The following is a 16,856-nucleotide window of genomic DNA, read 5'->3' as shown; positions in this document are numbered from 1 at the left end:
AACAAAATCACGATGACTGTTCCAGCTTCACAGCTTTCAGCTAATCCGCTCCCCGCTCCCCCATCCGGGCACCTCGAGCACGTCGCGCAGCGGCTTCGGGGTTTGATGAACGGTCAGGGACTGGACGCTGTGGTCGCCTTTGGGCCACGGAACCATTACTACGTCTCAGGAATGATTCATCCGTTGCTGTATGACGGTGTACCTACCGGGTGCGCCATGGCGGTCCTCTTCGCAGACCCTGAAAATGGCCGAGGACTCGTGGAGATGGAGTTCATGGCCCCCGGCCATACTCCCGCACCCGACCTCGATATTCGCACCTACTCCACCTGGACGTACATCGATAACCCCTATAACTTGCCAGGCGTGAAGCTGGACCCGGAGTTGACGAGCAAGGCCAGCCTGGACAAAGCGCTGGCCAAGCTCTCCGAACTTCTGCGGGACCGCCCGGGTATTAGGCGGGTCGGTGTAGACGTCCAGCAGATGCATGCCATCGCCTGGACCAGGCTCCAGGAGCTGATGCCCGGAATAGAATTCGTGAACGCCTCACCAGTGTTCTCCGCCGCCCAGGCCATTAAGTCACCATGGGAAATCGAGCAGCTGGTTTCGGCCCACGACATTACACAGGCCGCCGTGCTTCAGGCGTCCTTGGACATCGAGCCCGGAATCACTGTGGAAGCCCTTAACCGCCGATTTGCCCAAGAGGTGTGGGCACATCCGGATGCGACTGGAATTAGGTTCTCGTTCATCACCGTTGGCGCAGATTTCTCGCCTTCGGCCCAGACGCACCGACGTGTCGAGGGGACCACGGGAGATATCGTCAAGTTCGACCTGGGTGCGGAGGTAAACGGGTATGGGGCAGATATCGCCAGGAATTTCGTCATCGGTGCACCTTCCAGCCTTGCTAGCGATATACATGACGCCTTGAAAGCGGCTCATGAGGTCCTTGTGGCAGGGGCCGTGCCAGGGCGTCCGTTCTCTGACTTGTACAGCGATGCCATGAAGGTGGCCAACACGGGCCTCCCGCGTTACAAGCGGGGGCATCTGGGACACAGCACCGGACTCGAGGTCGAGATGAACCCGCACGTCAGCTTGGATGATAAGGAAATCCTCCAGCCTGGGATGGTCCTGTCCTTGGAGCTGCCTTATTACGGCTATGGGGTAGGGGCCTTCAATATCGAAGACATGATCGTTGTCAGGGATCAGGAGTCACAGGTCCTCACCACCGCAAGCAAAGACCTAGAATCGCGCTGAAATGGGTGTCGAGGTCTCACGCCGGCGTATGGAGCAACGGAAGGAGTGGCCGGCAATCGCTCCGGAACCCGAGCAGCAGTCTGAGGCCAAGAACACGCACGAAATGGAACCGGTAGCTAGGCCTTTGATAAATTATTCAGATACCGTAAATAGTATGTTTCCCCTCCAGGTCACCGATCTTCCGGAGCAATCAAACTTCCACCCTTCGGTCGAAGACAATGTCATTCATGCCCTGCGGGAGGACATTGTGCACCTTCGCCTCGAGCCGGGGCGCCGGCTTGGGCTAGAGGAGTTTGCCGAGCGCTATGGGGCTAGCCTTACCCCGACGCGGGGAGCGCTCCGGCGCCTCGAGACGGAGGGTTTAGTGGCTTTCGTACCGCGCAAGGGAAGCTACGTTGCCCCTCTCTCGGTTGAAGACCTCGAATTGATCGTGACAGTGAGCTGGGCCGTTGAATCGCGCCTTTCACGCCTTGGAGTTACGGCCCTAACGGACAACGACCTGGAGCAACTTCAACAGTTGCAGCAGTTGCGGACGGCCGCCGGGGCTGCCGGGAATGTCGACGAACTCTACCGGGCGGCGTGGCATGCACGGGATCTGATTGCCCAACGTGCACAACGGCCTCATCTCATGAAGGAGGCAGTCAACTGGCGCAGCCGCATCGAGCGCTATCAGCGATTCCTCCGCATGGGTCCCTATGGTGGCGAATACGAAACCCAGCTGTCGCATGACTTCCTGGATTTCATCAGTGCCGCCAGAGACAGAAATGGGGACATGGCCGAGCATGTTACGCGGCGGACCGTTGAACGGACTTTGACGCTGTTTAGTCGGGTAGCAGACTCCTCCAAGTTGTCCCGATAACCAGCCGTACTCCACACCTATGCCTTCTTAAAGACCATCTTTTTATAAAATATAAAGGACTTTCAAAATGACTCAGGAACTTGTCGAGCACTACCACCACCCCTCCGACCGCAAATTCGACCGGCTCACTCGCCAAGGCGCTCCGGCGGGAAATAAGGCCTTCATCGAAATGAATCAAGCCGCATTTGATCCCGAAGGTGCAGTGCCGTTGAAGTTCAAGGAGTTGATGGCCCTAGCCATTGCACTTACTACCCAATGCGCATGGTGCATCGAGGCTCATAGCAAGGGCGCCAAGGCCCAGGGCGCCACCAGGGAGGAGATAGCTGAGACCATAACCCTGACTGCCACCATGAGGGCTTCGGCTGCCATGGCCCACGGCCGCATGGCCTGGAAGTTCTTTACTGCAGAGGACTGAAGCCGAGCATTAGGACCTCCGCCTTGCACCGTTGCGTCCGTGCGTCCGCGGCCCGGGAGTACTTCCAAAACTGTCTATCACTAGCGACACTACCTGGAGTTGGAAATGCCAATAGTTACCTTGGATGACTCACGAATCGGGCCAGCCGGAAGGCTATCCACAGCGGCGATATGCCAGGATCTTGGATTCTTGCTGGCCAAGCTGCACACGCTAGGTTCGGTGCTGAACAATCGAGGACTTGCTGGCGTTGGTCTCAAGGAGCGCTCCTACGCTGTGGTAGCCCTGGCCAACAGCGGGCTGGAACCAACACAACGGGAGCTGGCGGAATTCCTAAGCCTCGACCCCAGCCAAATCGTTTCGCTCATAGATGAGTTGGAAAATCGGGGCTTGGTGAAGCGGGCACCCGGAAAGCGGGATAGACGGGTCAAAACCATAACGGCCACTGATCAGGGTGCCCGCGTCCTGGAAGCAGCCCGGATGGCAGCCAGGGAAGCCGAATTGTGGCACTTGCTGCTCTCCACCCGCAAGAGGCTTCCACCCTCAAGACACTTTTGGGTAAAGCCCTTTGGGGCCGCGCAGCCGATTTAACCCTCCAGATGGAAACAACATAGCCCGCCTTACAGCGGCTAACAAAGGAGTAACGATGAGCCTTTCAGGCAAAGTAGCAATCGTCACCGGAAGCGGCCAAGGCCTGGGTTTGGCTTATGCCAGAGAACTGGCCCGGCAAGGAGCCGCCGTCGTCATCAACGATGTCAACGGCGAAACCGCGAACCAGGCAGTGGCATTAATCGAAAGTGATGGCGGCCGGGCCACAGCTGTTGTCGTTCCTGTGGGCAGCACTGAAGCTGCCAGAGCGCTGGTCGAAGGGGCTGTCGAGGCCTTCGGCCGACTTGACATCCTCGTTACTAACGCCGGCGTCCTGCGGGACAAGTCGCTGCTGAAGATGACGGATGAGGACTTCGACCTGGTGATCAACGTGCATCTGAAGGGCACCTTTACGTGCGTCCGCGAGGCATACGCCTACTTCAAGGAACAAGGGATCGCTGGGCGCATCATCACCATCGGCTCCCCCACCGGACAGCGTGGAACCTTCGGCCAGACCAATTACGCTGCCGCCAAGGCCGGCATCGTGGGAATGGTCAGAACGTGGGCGCTGGAGATGAAGAAGTCCGGCGTCACTGCCAACACTGTTATTCCGGTCGCGGCTACTGCCATGACCAGGACCGTGCCGTACTTTCAAAAAGCCGTCCAGGCGGACGACCGCGGCCAGGCAATGCCGGACTTCTTCCGTCACGACCTAGGGTTCGGAACGGCCGATGATGTCGCAGGACTTGTAGCTTTCCTCGCTTCGGATGCCGCCGGCGGTATCACAGGGCAGGTGATAGGCGCTGGCGGTGACCGCTTGCAGCTTTGGACGCACCCCCATGCGGCCGCAACGGAATACCGTAAAGGCGGTTGGAGTTACGGGGATCTCCAGGAGACCTTCACTTCCCTGTTTGAAGACAAGCTCCAAAGCGTCGGCGAAGAGTTCCTTCCGCTGCCCGAGGAACTGAAGCCCGAGCCTGTCGAGGCCCACTGACGTGTCCACCCCACGCTATGAACTGGGCATCAACGCCGCCCAGGTTACCGCCATCGACATGCACGTCCATCTCGAAGTGGACCGTCACGGTCATGAGTCCCTCCCGCCCGCGCTCACCGAAGCTTCAGCGAAGTATTTTAAGGCGGAGGACCGAACGCCCTCGCTTGACCGTATCGCGGACATCTACCGCGGACTGAACATGGCTGCCGTCGTGTTCACGGTAGACGCCCGCACCCAGCTCAGGCACGAACCGAACAGCATTCCGGAACTGATCGCCGGCGCCGCCCGGAACAATGACGTCCTCATCCCGTTCGGCAGTGTTGACCCGCGCACCGGGGAGGATGCGATTGCCGGAGCGAAGCATCAAGCCTTGGAGTTGGGCGCCCGCGGCTTCAAATTTCACCCGTCCCTGCAGGGCTTCGATCCATCCAGTGAGCAGTTCTATCCCCTGTGGGAAACACTCCAGGAACTGAGCCTGCCCGCAATTTTCCATACCGGACAAAACGGCATGGGTGCGGGCCTTCCAGGCGGGTATGGGATCAAGCTCGCCTACTCCAATCCTCTGCTCCTTGACGTGGTCGCGGCGGACTTTCCCCACCTTCAAATCATCATGGCGCACCCGTCGGTGCCGTGGCAGGACGAGGCCAACTCAATTGCCACTCACAAGGCCAATGTCTTCATTGACCTCTCCGGCTGGTCTCCCAAATATTTCCCGGAGTCGCTTGTACGTATGTCCAACTCAGTACTCCAGGACAAAGTCCTCTTTGGAACCGACTTCCCACTCATCACGCCGGAGAAGTGGCTGGGGGCCTTCGCGGACCTCCCGCTCAAGGACGAGATCCGGCCCAAGATTCTAAAGCACAACGCCGTTCGACTGCTCGGACTGGACAGTACGCTGCCCTGACCTCAAACCTGCCAACCCCACAACCAAACTAGGAATTAATAATGCCCAACCTTGTTGTCGATTTTGACAAACTGCTCACCCTCACCGGAACCGATCTCGGCGCAACCGAGTACCGGGCTGTTACCCAAGAACAGATCAACAAGTTCGCTGACGCCACCGGCGATGACCAGTGGATCCACGTGGACCCCGAACGGGCAAAGGACGGCCCTTTTGGCGCGCCAATCGCACACGGTTTCTTCACACTCTCCCTCATCATTCCGTTCTGGGGCGAGCTGTTCGACGTCGACGGGGTCACCACCAAGGTCAATTACGGGCTGGACAAGGTCCGCTTCACTTCACCGGTGAAAGTGGGATCCCGCATCCGTATGCAAGCCGCTATCGCCGAGGTTACCGAAGTCAAGGGCGGCGCCCAGATCAAAGTCACCAGCACCATCGAAATTGAGGGGCAAGAACGCCCCGCCGTCGTTGCCGAATTCCTCGCCCGCTTCTACAAGTAAGACCGTCGAGGTAGGCGCCGCATCTTCTCAAGTCATCAGCTGTACCGGGCGCGGGTGAGCAGACAACTCACAGATTTGTTCTCCCGCTGCCTCGGATCCTACGTATAGGAAAAGGAACGCCTTGGAAAACAATGGCATTGGTTCGTGGCCGCAACGACGCCGCCCGAAGTCCCGGAGCAAGGTCGCTCTGATCAGCGGAAACCAAGTCAGAACCTATGAACAACTCGACGACCGCTCCGCAAAGCTGGCCAACGCTCTCCGGGACTGCGGGGTGGGCAAGGGCAACAGCGTTGCCTACTTGGGGGAGAACCATCCGGCTTTCCTGGAAGTTCTCTTTGCCTGCGGGCTTTTAGGCGCCACATTCGTACCGCTTAACACTCGTCTTGCGCCCCCGGAACTACAGTTTCAGATCCAGGACTGCGGCGCGGTCGCACTTATCCACGCCGGTAGCCTCGAGCGGCTCGCATCTGCAGCTGTTCAAGGCACCCAGGTCTCGATACGAGTCGTTGTGGATGATACAACCGGCCACCCTTCCCGTCCTGTCGGCAACGGAAGTACAGTCCACGTCGCGGACTTCGAACAGCTGCTGGGCTCCGCCAGCAACCATCACGTAGATGAAAAGGTCGGTCTGGATGACCCGGCCATGATCCTCTACACCTCCGGTACGACAGGAAGACCGAAGGGTGCCCTGTTGACGCATGGCAATATCGCCTGGAACTGCTTCAACGTGATCGTCGACTTCGACTTTTCCTCCAGCGATGTGGCGCTCATGATTTCCCCCCTGTTCCACGTCGCATCGCTGGCCATGGGCGTCCTGCCCACTCTTCTGAAGGGCGGAACAGTCGTCCTTGAGACGAAATTCGATCCGGCCCGCACCCTGGGCCTGATCAGGGAGCACCGAGTCACAACTCTCAGCGGTGTACCCACTACATTCCAGATGATTTGCGAGCATCCTGATTGGGATACTGCCGATTTAAGCTCGCTCAACAAGCTTACCTGTGGCGGCTCCGCCGTCCCGAAACGGGTGCTCGAAGCTTATGAACAGAGGGGCCTGCGTTTCTCCAACGGGTACGGGATGACGGAGACCGCGGCGGGAGTGACGACGCTTCCGGCCGACCGGTCCCGGGACAAGATGGGCTCATCGGGCCTGCCTCACTTTTTCACAAGCGTACGCATCGCGGAGGGCTCCGGTACTTCAGTTCCGACCGGGACTGTCGGAGAGATCCAGATTAAGGGCCCGAACGTCATCAGGCGGTACTGGGAGAGGCCCGACGCATCGGTTGATTCCTATACTGTCGATGGCTGGTTCAAGTCGGGCGATATCGGGTTTGCTGACGAGGAAGGGTTTGTATTCGTTTCCGACCGACTCAAGGACATGATCATTTCCGGCGGTGAAAACATTTATCCTGCCGAAGTTGAGCAGATAATCAACGAACTGCCCGAAGTATACAGTGTCGCGGTGATAGGAATCCCCGATCAAAAATGGGGAGAAGTGCCGCGGGCGGTCATCGTATTGCGGTCCGGATCTAACCTTTCCGAGGAAGAAATCCAAGCCCATCTCGACGGCCGGCTGGCACGGTACAAGATTCCCAAATCCATAGTTTTTGTGGATGAAATGCCCAGGACGGCCAGCGGAAAGATTCTCAAAAGCGATCTGCGGAAGCACGCCTCCCACACCGGCTGATCACTTCATCATGCAGGAGCCCGGCAGCGTTGAAATTATTAGCTGCCGGGCCTGCCCGCCCTTCTCCAGAAGACGACTGCTGCGCAGAGCGCGCAGCCGCAGGCACCGACGAAGAGTGGTGTGCGCGACGAGCTGATATCTGTCAAAAAGCCGGCAAGGAGGGCGCTCAAGGGGCTCAATCCGAAAGTGGCCATGGTGAAAAGTGACATCACCCTCCCTAAAAATTCTGGAGGCGAGGACGCTTGGGCAGCACTGTAAAGCACGCCCTGGTATAGCCCAAGGCCTAGCCCCAGCAGCGGCGCGTACACGAGGAAGAGCTCCAGTGACGGTGCGGTGGCGGACAACATGAGCGTAACGGCCAACGCGGTGCAGGGCAGACCCAGCGAAGAGGCCTGCATCCTTCCGCGGGAGCTCGATGCTATGAGTCCGCCGACAATCGCGCCGACAGCATTTAGCGCGTGAGCCAGACCCACCGACACGGCGCTCCCAGCGAAAGTGATCGTGACCGTGGATGTCACGGATACGGTGAAATTGATGGCAGTCAACGTGATGATTGCGGCAACAAGCAGCAGTTGCCTAAGAGCCGGACTCGCGCGTAGCTGCCCTAAGAGGGATTCCGGTCCCAACCCGGTGCCAACACTGGTCCTGCAAATGAGTGCCGTTGTCCTGATAAAGAGCAGTGCAGCCAGAATCAGAAAATAGGAACAGGCGTTGATTGCCAGACAGGCAACAGGACCCCAAGAAATATAGGCGAGACCGGCCGCGGCTGGACCGACAGACCGTGCGGATGAGACTGCCACAGTCATGAGTGCGACGGCGTTTTGAAGGTAGTGGCTTCCAACGAGTTCGTAAGTAAAACCTTGAGCAGCGGGCCTTTCAAACGCCTGGATGCAGCCACTAAGGCCGAGGAGACAGTAAATCACTGCAAGCGAGGGATTGTCCTGGGAAGCTGCGAGGCAGAGAAGCCCAATGACAACACCGGAGCAAGAGCTTGTCCATAAGAGGACAGTCCGCGGACGGGCCTTGTCTGCAACGTATCCCGCGGCCGTGCTCAGCAAAAAAACCGGAGCGAACTGGGCGACAGTCACCAGCGCCAGCGTCCAGGCACTGCCCGTGATGTCCAGGACGACCAGGGAGAGCGCAAGGTTCTGAAACCAGGTGCCGATATTAGATGCCAGTTGCCCTAACCAGAAGAGGCGGAAGCCCGGGTTGCCAAGGGAGGCTATAGCCCTGAACTTCATCCGCGTGGCAGCGGAGCAGCATAAAAGTGGTCCGTGACGAACATTTTTCCGGGTGAATGATAGATAGCGAACGGAATTTTGGAAGAAGCAAAAGTTTGTTCCAAGATTCCGTTACAGCCCCAGAAGAGAGGCACGTCGCCGATTTCCATCCGCGGCGGCGTGGAAATGCTGTCTGTTTTAAGATCGATGCCGAGCATTTCGGGGCTGCCGATATGGAGGGGGGCGCCATGACTATGCGGCATTCGTGACGTGAGTTCCACGACAGGGGCCACCAGCCGGGCCGGAACGGCCCTCATCGTGTACATCACAGGTCCCTTGAACCGGCCATATGGCGTGCTGGCAGGCTTATTGCTGAGAAAGATCGCTGTCTGGTTGATGGAGGACGTCTTATGGCGCAATGGGACGCCGGCGTCCTCCAGCGCCCATTCGAGAGTGTAGCTGCAACCCAGCAGGACGGCTATGAGGTCTTCTTGCCAGTACGCGAGGATGTTGTGTGGTTCATCCACAACGAGGCCATCCCGAATGACTCGGTATCCAGGTAAGTCGGTCCGTATGTCAGAGCCAGGGGCGAGGGAGCTCTCAGTTGCGCCCATATCCAAGATTTCTATTATTGGCAGGGCTGCAGAATTCTTGGAGCAATATCCGAGAAATTCGGCCATTTCGGACTTCGGCAGGATAGCCAGACCAGTTTGAGTCATCCCCCGGCAAGTGCCAGCCGTAGAGCCTGTAAAAGCACCTGAGCGGGCCCGGGAACGGAGTTCGGCGCCTGACAGGTTAGCAATCGTGTCGAGTTTCAAGAAACCATCCACCTCTGGCTTTATTCTGGATGTCGCTACCTGTGGTGCCGGCACTGAAGGCGCTCTATCGACTGTCAAGTGCTAAACGCATCCGCTCTACGGCTTCTTTGACCAGTGGCTGGGGCATTGCGAAGTTCAAGCGGACGAATCCTTCGCCGCCTAAGCCGCAGTCTTTACCTTCCACGAGGGCCACGCGGCCGCGTTCACGGAAGAACGCGGCCGGGGACTCAAGTCCCAGCTCACGGCAGTCCAGCCAGGCGAGATATGTCCCCTCCGGTGCTCGGAACCCGATCTCCGGGAGCATGTCCTGCATCCAGTACTGAAGCCTGGACCGAGTGTCCTCCAGTACGTTGAGAACATCTGAAAGCCATTTTCCGCCGCTTTCGTACGCGGCAGTGTTTGCTACCACTCCCAAGATGCTCGCGGCGTGCATGGTGAGGTAGCCCGATCGGGTCCATTCTTCACGGTCAGCGGCACTTGTCAGAATGATCTGGGCACATTTCAGGCCCGCAAGATTCCAGCCCTTCGATGCAGACACTGCAGTAACCGAGTGATTGGCTGCCTCGTCAGAAATAGATGCGTATGGAACGTGCCGTGACCCGCTGTACACAATCGGTGCGTGGATTTCGTCAGCAAAGACACGGCCGTTGTAGCGATCAACGATTGCACTGAGCTGCAGCAACTCGGCCTTGGTGAAGACGCGGCCAAGCGGATTGTGGGGATTTGTCAGCAACAACAGGCCCCCACCATACCTGGCGTAGGCCGCTTCCAGCGCATCAAAGTCAAGGGCGTACTGCAAGCCATCGGCTGCCAGCGGGATCTCTACGACTTGCCTTCCAGTAGCCGCTGCGATCGGAAGAAACGGTGCGTACGTCGGTGTCAGCACCAGGATCGGTTTGTCCTGGTCGGAAAGAAATTCAAGCGTGTACTGCAACAGGCCCAGCACGTCGGGGCCCGGGTAGATCCACTCTGGCTGAACCGCCCACCCAAACGACTCTTTGTACCATCCGGCACACGACTGGGACATGTTTTGGGACACTGCCGCGGGCAGGTAGCCGAACGACTGGTTTTGGATAGCTGCAGTCAAGGATTGGATGATGCAGGGGGCAGCGCCGAAGTCCATTTCGGCGACGAAAGCGCCCAAGCAATCGGGGTAAGCAGTCCATTTCTTACTGCCGCGTTCCCTGAGATCACGTTCTGCCAGATGTAGGAACTGGTCCAGTGCCACGGTCAAGCCTTTCGGTCCGCAACGACGGACGTGTCCGCCGCATTGTCGGATTCCTCAATTTCGTTGAGGTAGTTGTAGATGGTGAAACGAGATACTTCCAAAGATTCAGCTATCATTTCGACAGCCTCCCGAAGCAGGAACATGCCTTGTCCCTTTAGCACTCGGACGACCTGGATCTTATGTTCCTTTTTCATCCGCTTCACTGGCACGCCCTCGGCGGTGATGGCGTTGCGGATGAGATAGGCAGCGAGTTCGTCCACATCCTTCACGAAGACCTCGGCGGGCTTGGCGCCTTTGTCCGATTCGGCAGATGCCAACTGCTGAACAGGTCTTATTGCTGCGGTGGCTTCGAGCTGCTCCGCGGAATCAGGCGTGGCGGGCCGACCCATCATTGATTGGGCGATGTTCATGACGGATTGCCATGTGGAAACGTCGGTGTTGATGCAAAGGGCCGCTACGGGAACGCCGGCTACGTCGCGAATGATCATTGTTGAAGAACGGAGTTTGCGTCCGTCAGCGAGCTTTGTTTCATATCCCAGGTTTTGGTCCGGGAACCCCTTCACGGCTTGCTCGAGCAGCAGGTCAGTGGCGGGGTCTCCGACGCGGCGGCCTGTGACATCCCCATAGACAGCAACGAGGGAGTTAGGAAGGAGGCTTAGGTCGTGCAGGACGACTTCACTCGTGGCCGGCAGCGCACGACCGATCGGTTCGACCAGCGAGGAAAACACGGCTATGAGCCGCTCGCCATCAACTGTTCGACGGTACAGTTGCGGATCGTCCGGGAGGGATGTCACGATCATGTCCATTCTGCAGTAGTGCGTTGTGTCTGAAATGTCTGGCCTTGCGGTGCAAGGAGTCGGCTTGACAATGGTCGCACCTGCCAGCACTTACCGGAGTGGAACAGGTTCCCTCTTTTTCCAGATGAGACCCGTTATTGCGCTAAAGGGTCTGCCGCTTCGTATACCGGATTTAGGATCCAGAGAGTCCCGAAGCCCGTCTCCGAGGAGATTCACACCCAACACGAGTACGACCAAGGCCAGGGCGGGGACCGCGGTCATCCACCAGGCAGTGTAAATGTTCTCCTTGCCGTCTGCGATCATGTTGCCGATGCTGGCGGTAGGTGCAGGCACCCCGGCACCCAGGAAGCTTAGTGCTGTTTCAATCACAATGGCGGCGGCGAAATAACCGGTCACCTGGACGATCACGGTGGAAATCGTGTTTGGCAGGATGTGTTGCCAAATTATTTTGCTGTCGCGTGCGCCGATGGCGCGCAGAGCCGTAACGTAGGGCTGCTGTTTCGCGGACAAAGCCGCCGAGCGAATCAGTCGTGCGATGGCTGGCCAGAAGACTAGGGTCATGCAGGCGATCAGGTTAGGAATACTGGGCCCGAGGGTCGCGACGATGGCAAGGGCTAGCAAGATATCAGGGAAAGCCATGAACCCGTCACAGATCCGCATGAGTACACCGTCAAGTCGCCGGTAGTAAGCTGCCAGCAGCCCAAGGGTTACGCCCACGACTGCGGAGATGGTTGCCACAGAGAAGCCCACACCCACCGAAATTTGGATTCCGGTCATTACGCGGGCGAGTATGTCCCGGCCGAAGTTGTCAGTGCCCAACAGGTGCTCACCTGAGGGCGGACGCAGCTGCTGGGTCACGGCGGTGGCGTTCGGATCAGACGTGAAGAAAATTGGACCTATGAACGCCAGGGCAAGGATGAGAAGCGTCAGCGTGCCGCCGACAAGGACCTTGGAGTTCCCGAGCGCCTGGCGGATCCAGCGCGGCAGGGTCCCTTTCTCCATTGGTGGGCGAACCTTGAGGTCCTGGGAAGTGATTGGTTCGGCGTTGGTCATGAGTTCGCTCCCTTCGTTGCAAGTCGCACCCGTGGGTCAATCGCCGAGTACATCAGGTCGACGAAGAAGTTGATAGCAACGTATAGAAATGCGGTGAGCAGCACCGCGCCTTGGATCACCTGGTAATCACGCTTACTTATTGAGCTGACCAGAAGCTGTCCGATTCCCGGGATGTTGAAGATCGTTTCGATGACCACAGCGCCGGCCAGGAGGGTGCCAAAGGAGTGTGCCGAGACGGTGAGAATGGGCAGGAGCGCGTTCCGGAGGACGTGGTGATATGTCAACCGACGCTCGCCGACTCCCTTTGCCCGTGCTGTCCTGATAAAACCGGATCCGACCACATCTGCCACGGCAGCCCTTGTGATTCGTCCGATAAACGATGCTTGAACGATGCCCAGTGCGAAAGCGGGCATGATCAGGTGCCTCAGGCTGTCTCCGAAGTTACGCAGGGGATCGACATAGCCGCTGACGGGAAGTATTTTCAGCTGGAGTGAGAAAAGCTGGATCATGAACAGGCTGAGAACGAAGCCGGGCACCGCGATGCCGAGCATTGCTACGACAGTAAGCAGTTTGTCATTCACCCCGCCGGCCCGCATACCAGCCGCGACACCCAATGGGACGGAGATCGTGAGCGCGATAACGAGCGCGAGGGTGGCGAGCTGCAGGGTCGGAATAAATCGCTCCAGCAGAACAGCGGAGACATCGTCATTCAGGAAGTACGAGTACCCCAAGTCGCCCGTCAGAAGATGCCCGAGCCAGGTGAGAAACTGCGCAGGCAGAGCCTGGTCCAAACCCAGCTCGGTTCGGAGGGCGTTATAGGCGGCCTCGGAGTAGTTGTCCCCGAGGATGACGGTCGCGGGGTCTCCGGGGATCAAGTAGATCAGCAGGAAGACAACCAGCGAGATGACGAGAAGCACCTGCACTGTTTGGAAGAGGCGGTTTAGTAGATAGCGTGGCACGGTAGCGATTCCCTTATTTTGGGGCTGCCCAGGGTGCGTGCATCCTTGGATACACGCACCCGGGACCAGACTCGGTTGGGGACTGCCCTATTGGGCGGGCGCGGCGGCGTTCCAAAGGATCGGCCAGTTTGCGAAGTTTTCGTAGTTCTTAACACCGTTACGAACTGCGTGGTAGTTGTAGGTGTCCCCGATGTTGATGACGGGAAGCGTCTTCCAGACGTAAGACTGAAGGGCATCAGTTGCTTCGCGCTTTTCGGCTTCTGTCTGGGCGGCCGCCGTCGCTCCCACTAACTTCGGGATTTCAGGGTCGGAGTTATGTCCGTAGTTGGGTCCGAAGTAGATCAGTTGCGAGGGCGTTGACGGTACCAGGAAAGCGCCGATGTAGATGTCCCAAGTTTCAGGGTTGTTGCGCTTGCTGATCAATGTGGCGTAATCGGAGACATCAAGCTGGACCTTCATGCCCAGCGCTTCGAGCTGGGACTGAAGGACCACAGCGGGCTTGTAAAACACGCCGCCAAGATCGTGGCTCGTGAGGATCCGCACCGTCTGGCCGTTGTAAGTGGACTCGCCCAACAGATCTTTTGCTTTGGACTCGTCCGGCTTGTTGTACGCCTCCGAACCCGCCTCACTGTGCCATTCAGTATTTTCAGTAAATGCGTAGCTGGAGTTCAGCCGGTAGAGATCCGGAGACGATGCAACACCGAGCAGGATCTCTTCCGGTTTGATGCCAGCGTTTACAGCTTCCCGGGCCTTCTGGTCGCTGAAGATAGGAGACTTCATGTTGAAAACCAGGATCTGCGACGTTGCCAAGACTTTCTGGGTCACCACGCCCTCCTGATTTTCGACCTGGGCAAAGTTGTCCGGTGAGACATCCGTGAAGTTTGACTGCCCGCTCAGGAAAGAGGACAACCGGGTCGACCCGTCCGTGACGACATCGAAGTAGAGGTCCTTGGTCGGCGCAGTCTTCTCACCACTGAAAGCTTTCGGTTCTCCGGGGAGGGGCTTATATCCGTCGTATTTCGTGAGGTGCACAGACTGGTCCGTCTTGTAATCCACATACTTGTAAGGCCCGGTGCCGACGAACTCAGTCACACCCGATGGCTGGGCCGCTGCAATGACACTGGCCGGCATGATCGCGGCAAATTGCAGCGGATTCGCCAGCTGGGCGAGGACATCGGCATGGGGCTTGGTGAAATTGGCCTTGACGGTGTATTTATCAGCGGCGACGAACTGCTGGCCTTCCATCATGGCCTTGCCTCTGGCGGCAAGACCGGCCCAGCGGTTCAGCGAGGCCACTACGTCGTCTGCGGTCATTTCCTGGCCGGTGTGAAAGGTTACGCCCTGGCGAAGTTTAAACGTCACTTCAGTAGCGTCGGCATTGAATTCCCATGACTCGGCGAGCTCGGGCTGCGGCACGAAGTTGTCGTCGAATGCAACCAGAGTTTCCCAGATGTGGTGGCCGGGAATTCCTGCCGCGTTGGAAGTGGACATCATAGGGTCGAGGCTGGGGAAGGTGGCGTTCAGGGGGTAATGAATGTTGTCGGCCGGAGGTGCATCGGCTGTCGGAGTACTGCTGCAGCCGCTAAGGAGCAGTGCTACAGCTGCTGAGGCTGCAAAGAGCCGTCGGGCTTTCTTGTACATCAGTCCTGCTTTCATCGGTGCGCTAATAGGTGAAGGCGCGTATTCAGTGCTGGTCACAGCCGGACCAACTCGTGCGACAACTTGTTGAGGTTGCTGATGCCGTCCTTGGTGACGACCACCATGTCCTCAATTTGGAGGCTGCCTAGACCGAATCCGTAGTAGGGAGTCTCGATACAAAACACCATGCCCTCCTCGAATACATCGGGCACTTCTCCGAGGACCGGGTGCTCTTCGGGGCTGGGCCCAATGCCAACGGAATGACCGAGATGTCCGCGGGAGTAATCAGGCAATCCGGCATCCCGGATGATGTTCATTGCGTTGTTGAAGACGTCTGAGATGGGAACACCTGGTGCGATGGTCTCCTGCAGGTAGGTGTGGCCTGCAAGCAATGCATCATAACGTCGCTGCATTTCAGGAGCCGGCTCCCCCACGCAGAAAGCACGTGCAATGTCCGCACCATGGAACCCCACGGTCACACCGACATCAAGTTTGATAATTGATTCTGGTGTCGCCCGGTCGTCACGGGCGATCGCTGCCGGGGCAAAGTTCGGTCCGACCGTGACCAGACACAGTCTGATGCCGTCCACATCGTCGTGGGCGTAGGAGTACTCCAAAAACCTGCTGGTGATGCTCCGCTGGGTGCTGCTTTCCGAAACCTCCGAGATGACTTTGCTGATTACGTCTTCGGTAATGGATACAGCACGGGACAAGCGGTCGATCTCCCACGGAGACTTGATTTTCCGGGCCTCCGTGAGGATCTTCCCTGCGTCAATCGTCTCCCAGGAGGAAAGAGCGTCACGAAGGAAGCGTGCGGAAGGTTCATCCAGCGCACTCCATTCCACGGCCAGCTTTCCCGTGACGCCGCGGGACCGTAAGGCATCCGCCACAACGGGCGCCGACGTCTCCAGTCCAAAACCATGTGTTTTCAGATCATTCAGCGGCACGGCCGATTGGTTGTAGGGATCCTCGAGGTACATGAATGTCGGGTAGGGGCGGACGTCCACTGAGTTCATGTCCATACCCGGAATCTCGGATTCAACGACGACCATCATCGGCCGGGGGTCGGTGTGGCCTGGAGTAAGAATTGCGGTGGAAACCCCGCCAGCGATCATCCCGTAGAAACCGGATGTGCCGGTCGCGTAGTAGATATTGGTGCCACTGAGAACGATCAGCGCCGAGACACTTTCTCGGTCAAGAATGGCCTGAAGCCGTGAGGAGTCAAATTGCGGGGCCAACGTGCTGGCCGCCGTAGAGATGAGAGTCATATGCTGCGCAGCTCCAAAGAGAGGTTGGTGACGGGAACGGAGTGAGAACTTCAACATCTAGTAGCTCCGTGATCCTGACTATATCAACTAGCTGTTGAAAATGCACACGTTTCTGTGACATTTAGCACGCCGAAAACCCCGACTCTTCCACCGGATGTGGAAATCTGTTTTACTGTTGGGGTAGCGGGGGGCATAGTTCAACAGGACGTTGCATACGTCCGCACATTCATGAGACATCTAGTTAAATGAGGAAGTTCAATGACTACCGAGCTGCTGGAGCACTACCACCATCCGACTGACCGCAAGTTTGACAGGTTCACCCGTCAAGGCTCACCGAAGGCCAACAAGGCCTTCCTGGAGATGAACCAGGCCGCTTTTGATCCTGAGGGTGTGGTTCCTCTCAAGACGAAAGAACTGATGGCGCTGGCGATTGCACTGACCACCCAGTGCGCTTGGTGCATCGAAGCGCACAGTAAGGGCGCCAAAGCCCAGGGGGCCACGAAGGAAGAGATCGCCGAGACCATTACGCTGACAGCCACCATGCGGGCTTCTGCTGGAATGGCCCACGGCCGCATGGCGTGGAAGTTCTACCTCTCTGAGGACTAACTGTGGTGGCTCCGGGGCCTACGGGCCCCGGCCTCCCCTGACTGTTCCAAGTAAGTGAAGTCACTGATCACAGGTATGAC

General features: G+C 58.0%; 17 protein-coding genes. 9 read left to right on the top strand and 8 right to left on the bottom strand.

Features of this window, described 5'->3' with window-relative positions; genetic code table 11:
• Window positions 1–12: 12 nt before the first annotated feature.
• The 8 genes from AB4Y79_RS07280 (at window position 13) to menE (ending at window position 7,189) form a co-directional block, all read left to right on the top strand.
• Entirely contained in the window at window positions 13–1,251 is a 1,239-nt protein-coding gene (locus AB4Y79_RS07280) for a M24 family metallopeptidase (RefSeq protein ID WP_441860103.1), read from the top strand.
• Window positions 1,252–1,405: 154 nt separating this feature from the next.
• Entirely contained in the window at window positions 1,406–2,110 is a 705-nt protein-coding gene (locus AB4Y79_RS07275) for a GntR family transcriptional regulator (protein WP_441860101.1), read from the top strand.
• Between the two features lie 67 nt (window positions 2,111–2,177).
• Entirely contained in the window at window positions 2,178–2,525 is a 348-nt protein-coding gene (locus tag AB4Y79_RS07270) for a carboxymuconolactone decarboxylase family protein (protein WP_441860099.1), read from the top strand.
• A 105-nt stretch (window positions 2,526–2,630) separates the two neighbouring features.
• On the top strand, window positions 2,631–3,113 hold the full coding sequence (locus AB4Y79_RS07265) for a MarR family winged helix-turn-helix transcriptional regulator (protein ID WP_441860097.1): 483 nt from the start codon (window positions 2,631–2,633) through the stop codon (window positions 3,111–3,113).
• Between the two features lie 55 nt (window positions 3,114–3,168).
• Window positions 3,169–4,104: an SDR family NAD(P)-dependent oxidoreductase gene (locus AB4Y79_RS07260; protein ID WP_441860095.1), complete on the top strand. Its 936-nt coding sequence runs from the start codon at window positions 3,169–3,171 to the stop codon at window positions 4,102–4,104.
• A 58-nt stretch (window positions 4,105–4,162) separates the two neighbouring features.
• Window positions 4,163–5,008: an amidohydrolase family protein gene (locus AB4Y79_RS07255; protein WP_441860226.1), complete on the top strand. Its 846-nt coding sequence runs from the start codon at window positions 4,163–4,165 to the stop codon at window positions 5,006–5,008.
• A gap of 41 nt (window positions 5,009–5,049) precedes the next feature.
• Window positions 5,050–5,505 (top strand): MaoC family dehydratase, encoded by a 456-nt coding sequence (locus AB4Y79_RS07250; RefSeq protein WP_441860093.1) that lies wholly within the window; start codon window positions 5,050–5,052, stop codon window positions 5,503–5,505.
• 121 nt (window positions 5,506–5,626) lie between these two features.
• Window positions 5,627–7,189: an o-succinylbenzoate--CoA ligase gene (menE, locus tag AB4Y79_RS07245; protein WP_441860091.1), complete on the top strand. Its 1,563-nt coding sequence runs from the start codon at window positions 5,627–5,629 to the stop codon at window positions 7,187–7,189.
• A 38-nt stretch (window positions 7,190–7,227) separates the two neighbouring features.
• Here the strand turns inward: menE and AB4Y79_RS07240 are convergent, their stop codons facing one another.
• From AB4Y79_RS07240 to AB4Y79_RS07205, 8 genes are all read right to left on the bottom strand, one after another.
• Entirely contained in the window at window positions 7,228–8,430 is a 1,203-nt protein-coding gene (locus AB4Y79_RS07240) for an MFS transporter (protein WP_441860089.1), read from the bottom strand.
• On the bottom strand, window positions 8,427–8,936 hold the full coding sequence (locus tag AB4Y79_RS07235) for a D-glutamate cyclase family protein (RefSeq protein WP_441860087.1): 510 nt from the start codon (window positions 8,934–8,936) through the stop codon (window positions 8,427–8,429). The genes AB4Y79_RS07240 and AB4Y79_RS07235 overlap by 4 nt, the downstream gene beginning before the upstream one ends.
• Before the next feature lie 355 nt (window positions 8,937–9,291).
• Window positions 9,292–10,455 (bottom strand): MalY/PatB family protein, encoded by a 1,164-nt coding sequence (locus AB4Y79_RS07230; protein ID WP_441860085.1) that lies wholly within the window; start codon window positions 10,453–10,455, stop codon window positions 9,292–9,294.
• A gap of 2 nt (window positions 10,456–10,457) precedes the next feature.
• Window positions 10,458–11,255 carry a helix-turn-helix transcriptional regulator gene (locus AB4Y79_RS07225; RefSeq protein WP_441860083.1) on the bottom strand — a complete coding sequence of 266 codons (798 nt, stop codon included), beginning with the start codon at window positions 11,253–11,255 and terminating at the stop codon, window positions 10,458–10,460.
• An 87-nt stretch (window positions 11,256–11,342) separates the two neighbouring features.
• The gene (locus tag AB4Y79_RS07220; protein WP_441860081.1) at window positions 11,343–12,305 is read right to left on the bottom strand and encodes an ABC transporter permease; all 963 of its coding nucleotides are present in this window, start codon (window positions 12,303–12,305) and stop codon (window positions 11,343–11,345) included.
• The gene (locus tag AB4Y79_RS07215) at window positions 12,302–13,264 is read right to left on the bottom strand and encodes an ABC transporter permease (RefSeq protein WP_441860079.1); all 963 of its coding nucleotides are present in this window, start codon (window positions 13,262–13,264) and stop codon (window positions 12,302–12,304) included. Before AB4Y79_RS07215 ends, AB4Y79_RS07220 begins: the two co-directional genes overlap by 4 nt.
• Before the next feature lie 87 nt (window positions 13,265–13,351).
• A complete protein-coding gene (locus AB4Y79_RS07210; protein WP_441860077.1) occupies window positions 13,352–14,962 on the bottom strand; it encodes an ABC transporter substrate-binding protein in 1,611 nt (536 codons plus the stop codon).
• Window positions 14,959–16,170, bottom strand: coding sequence for a M24 family metallopeptidase (locus tag AB4Y79_RS07205; RefSeq protein ID WP_441860076.1), 1,212 nt, complete (start codon window positions 16,168–16,170; stop codon window positions 14,959–14,961). The genes AB4Y79_RS07210 and AB4Y79_RS07205 overlap by 4 nt, the downstream gene beginning before the upstream one ends.
• 258 nt (window positions 16,171–16,428) lie before the next feature.
• Between AB4Y79_RS07205 and AB4Y79_RS07200 the strand changes: the two genes are divergently transcribed.
• Window positions 16,429–16,776 carry a carboxymuconolactone decarboxylase family protein gene (locus AB4Y79_RS07200; RefSeq protein ID WP_441860074.1) on the top strand — a complete coding sequence of 116 codons (348 nt, stop codon included), beginning with the start codon at window positions 16,429–16,431 and terminating at the stop codon, window positions 16,774–16,776.
• Window positions 16,777–16,856: the final 80 nt, after the last annotated feature.

Source organism: Pseudarthrobacter sp. YAF2 (genome assembly GCF_052113345.1).
GTDB lineage: Bacteria > Actinomycetota > Actinomycetes > Actinomycetales > Micrococcaceae > Arthrobacter.
Note: the sequence above shows the minus strand (reverse complement) of the source record. Positions and strands in the feature narration are given on the sequence as shown.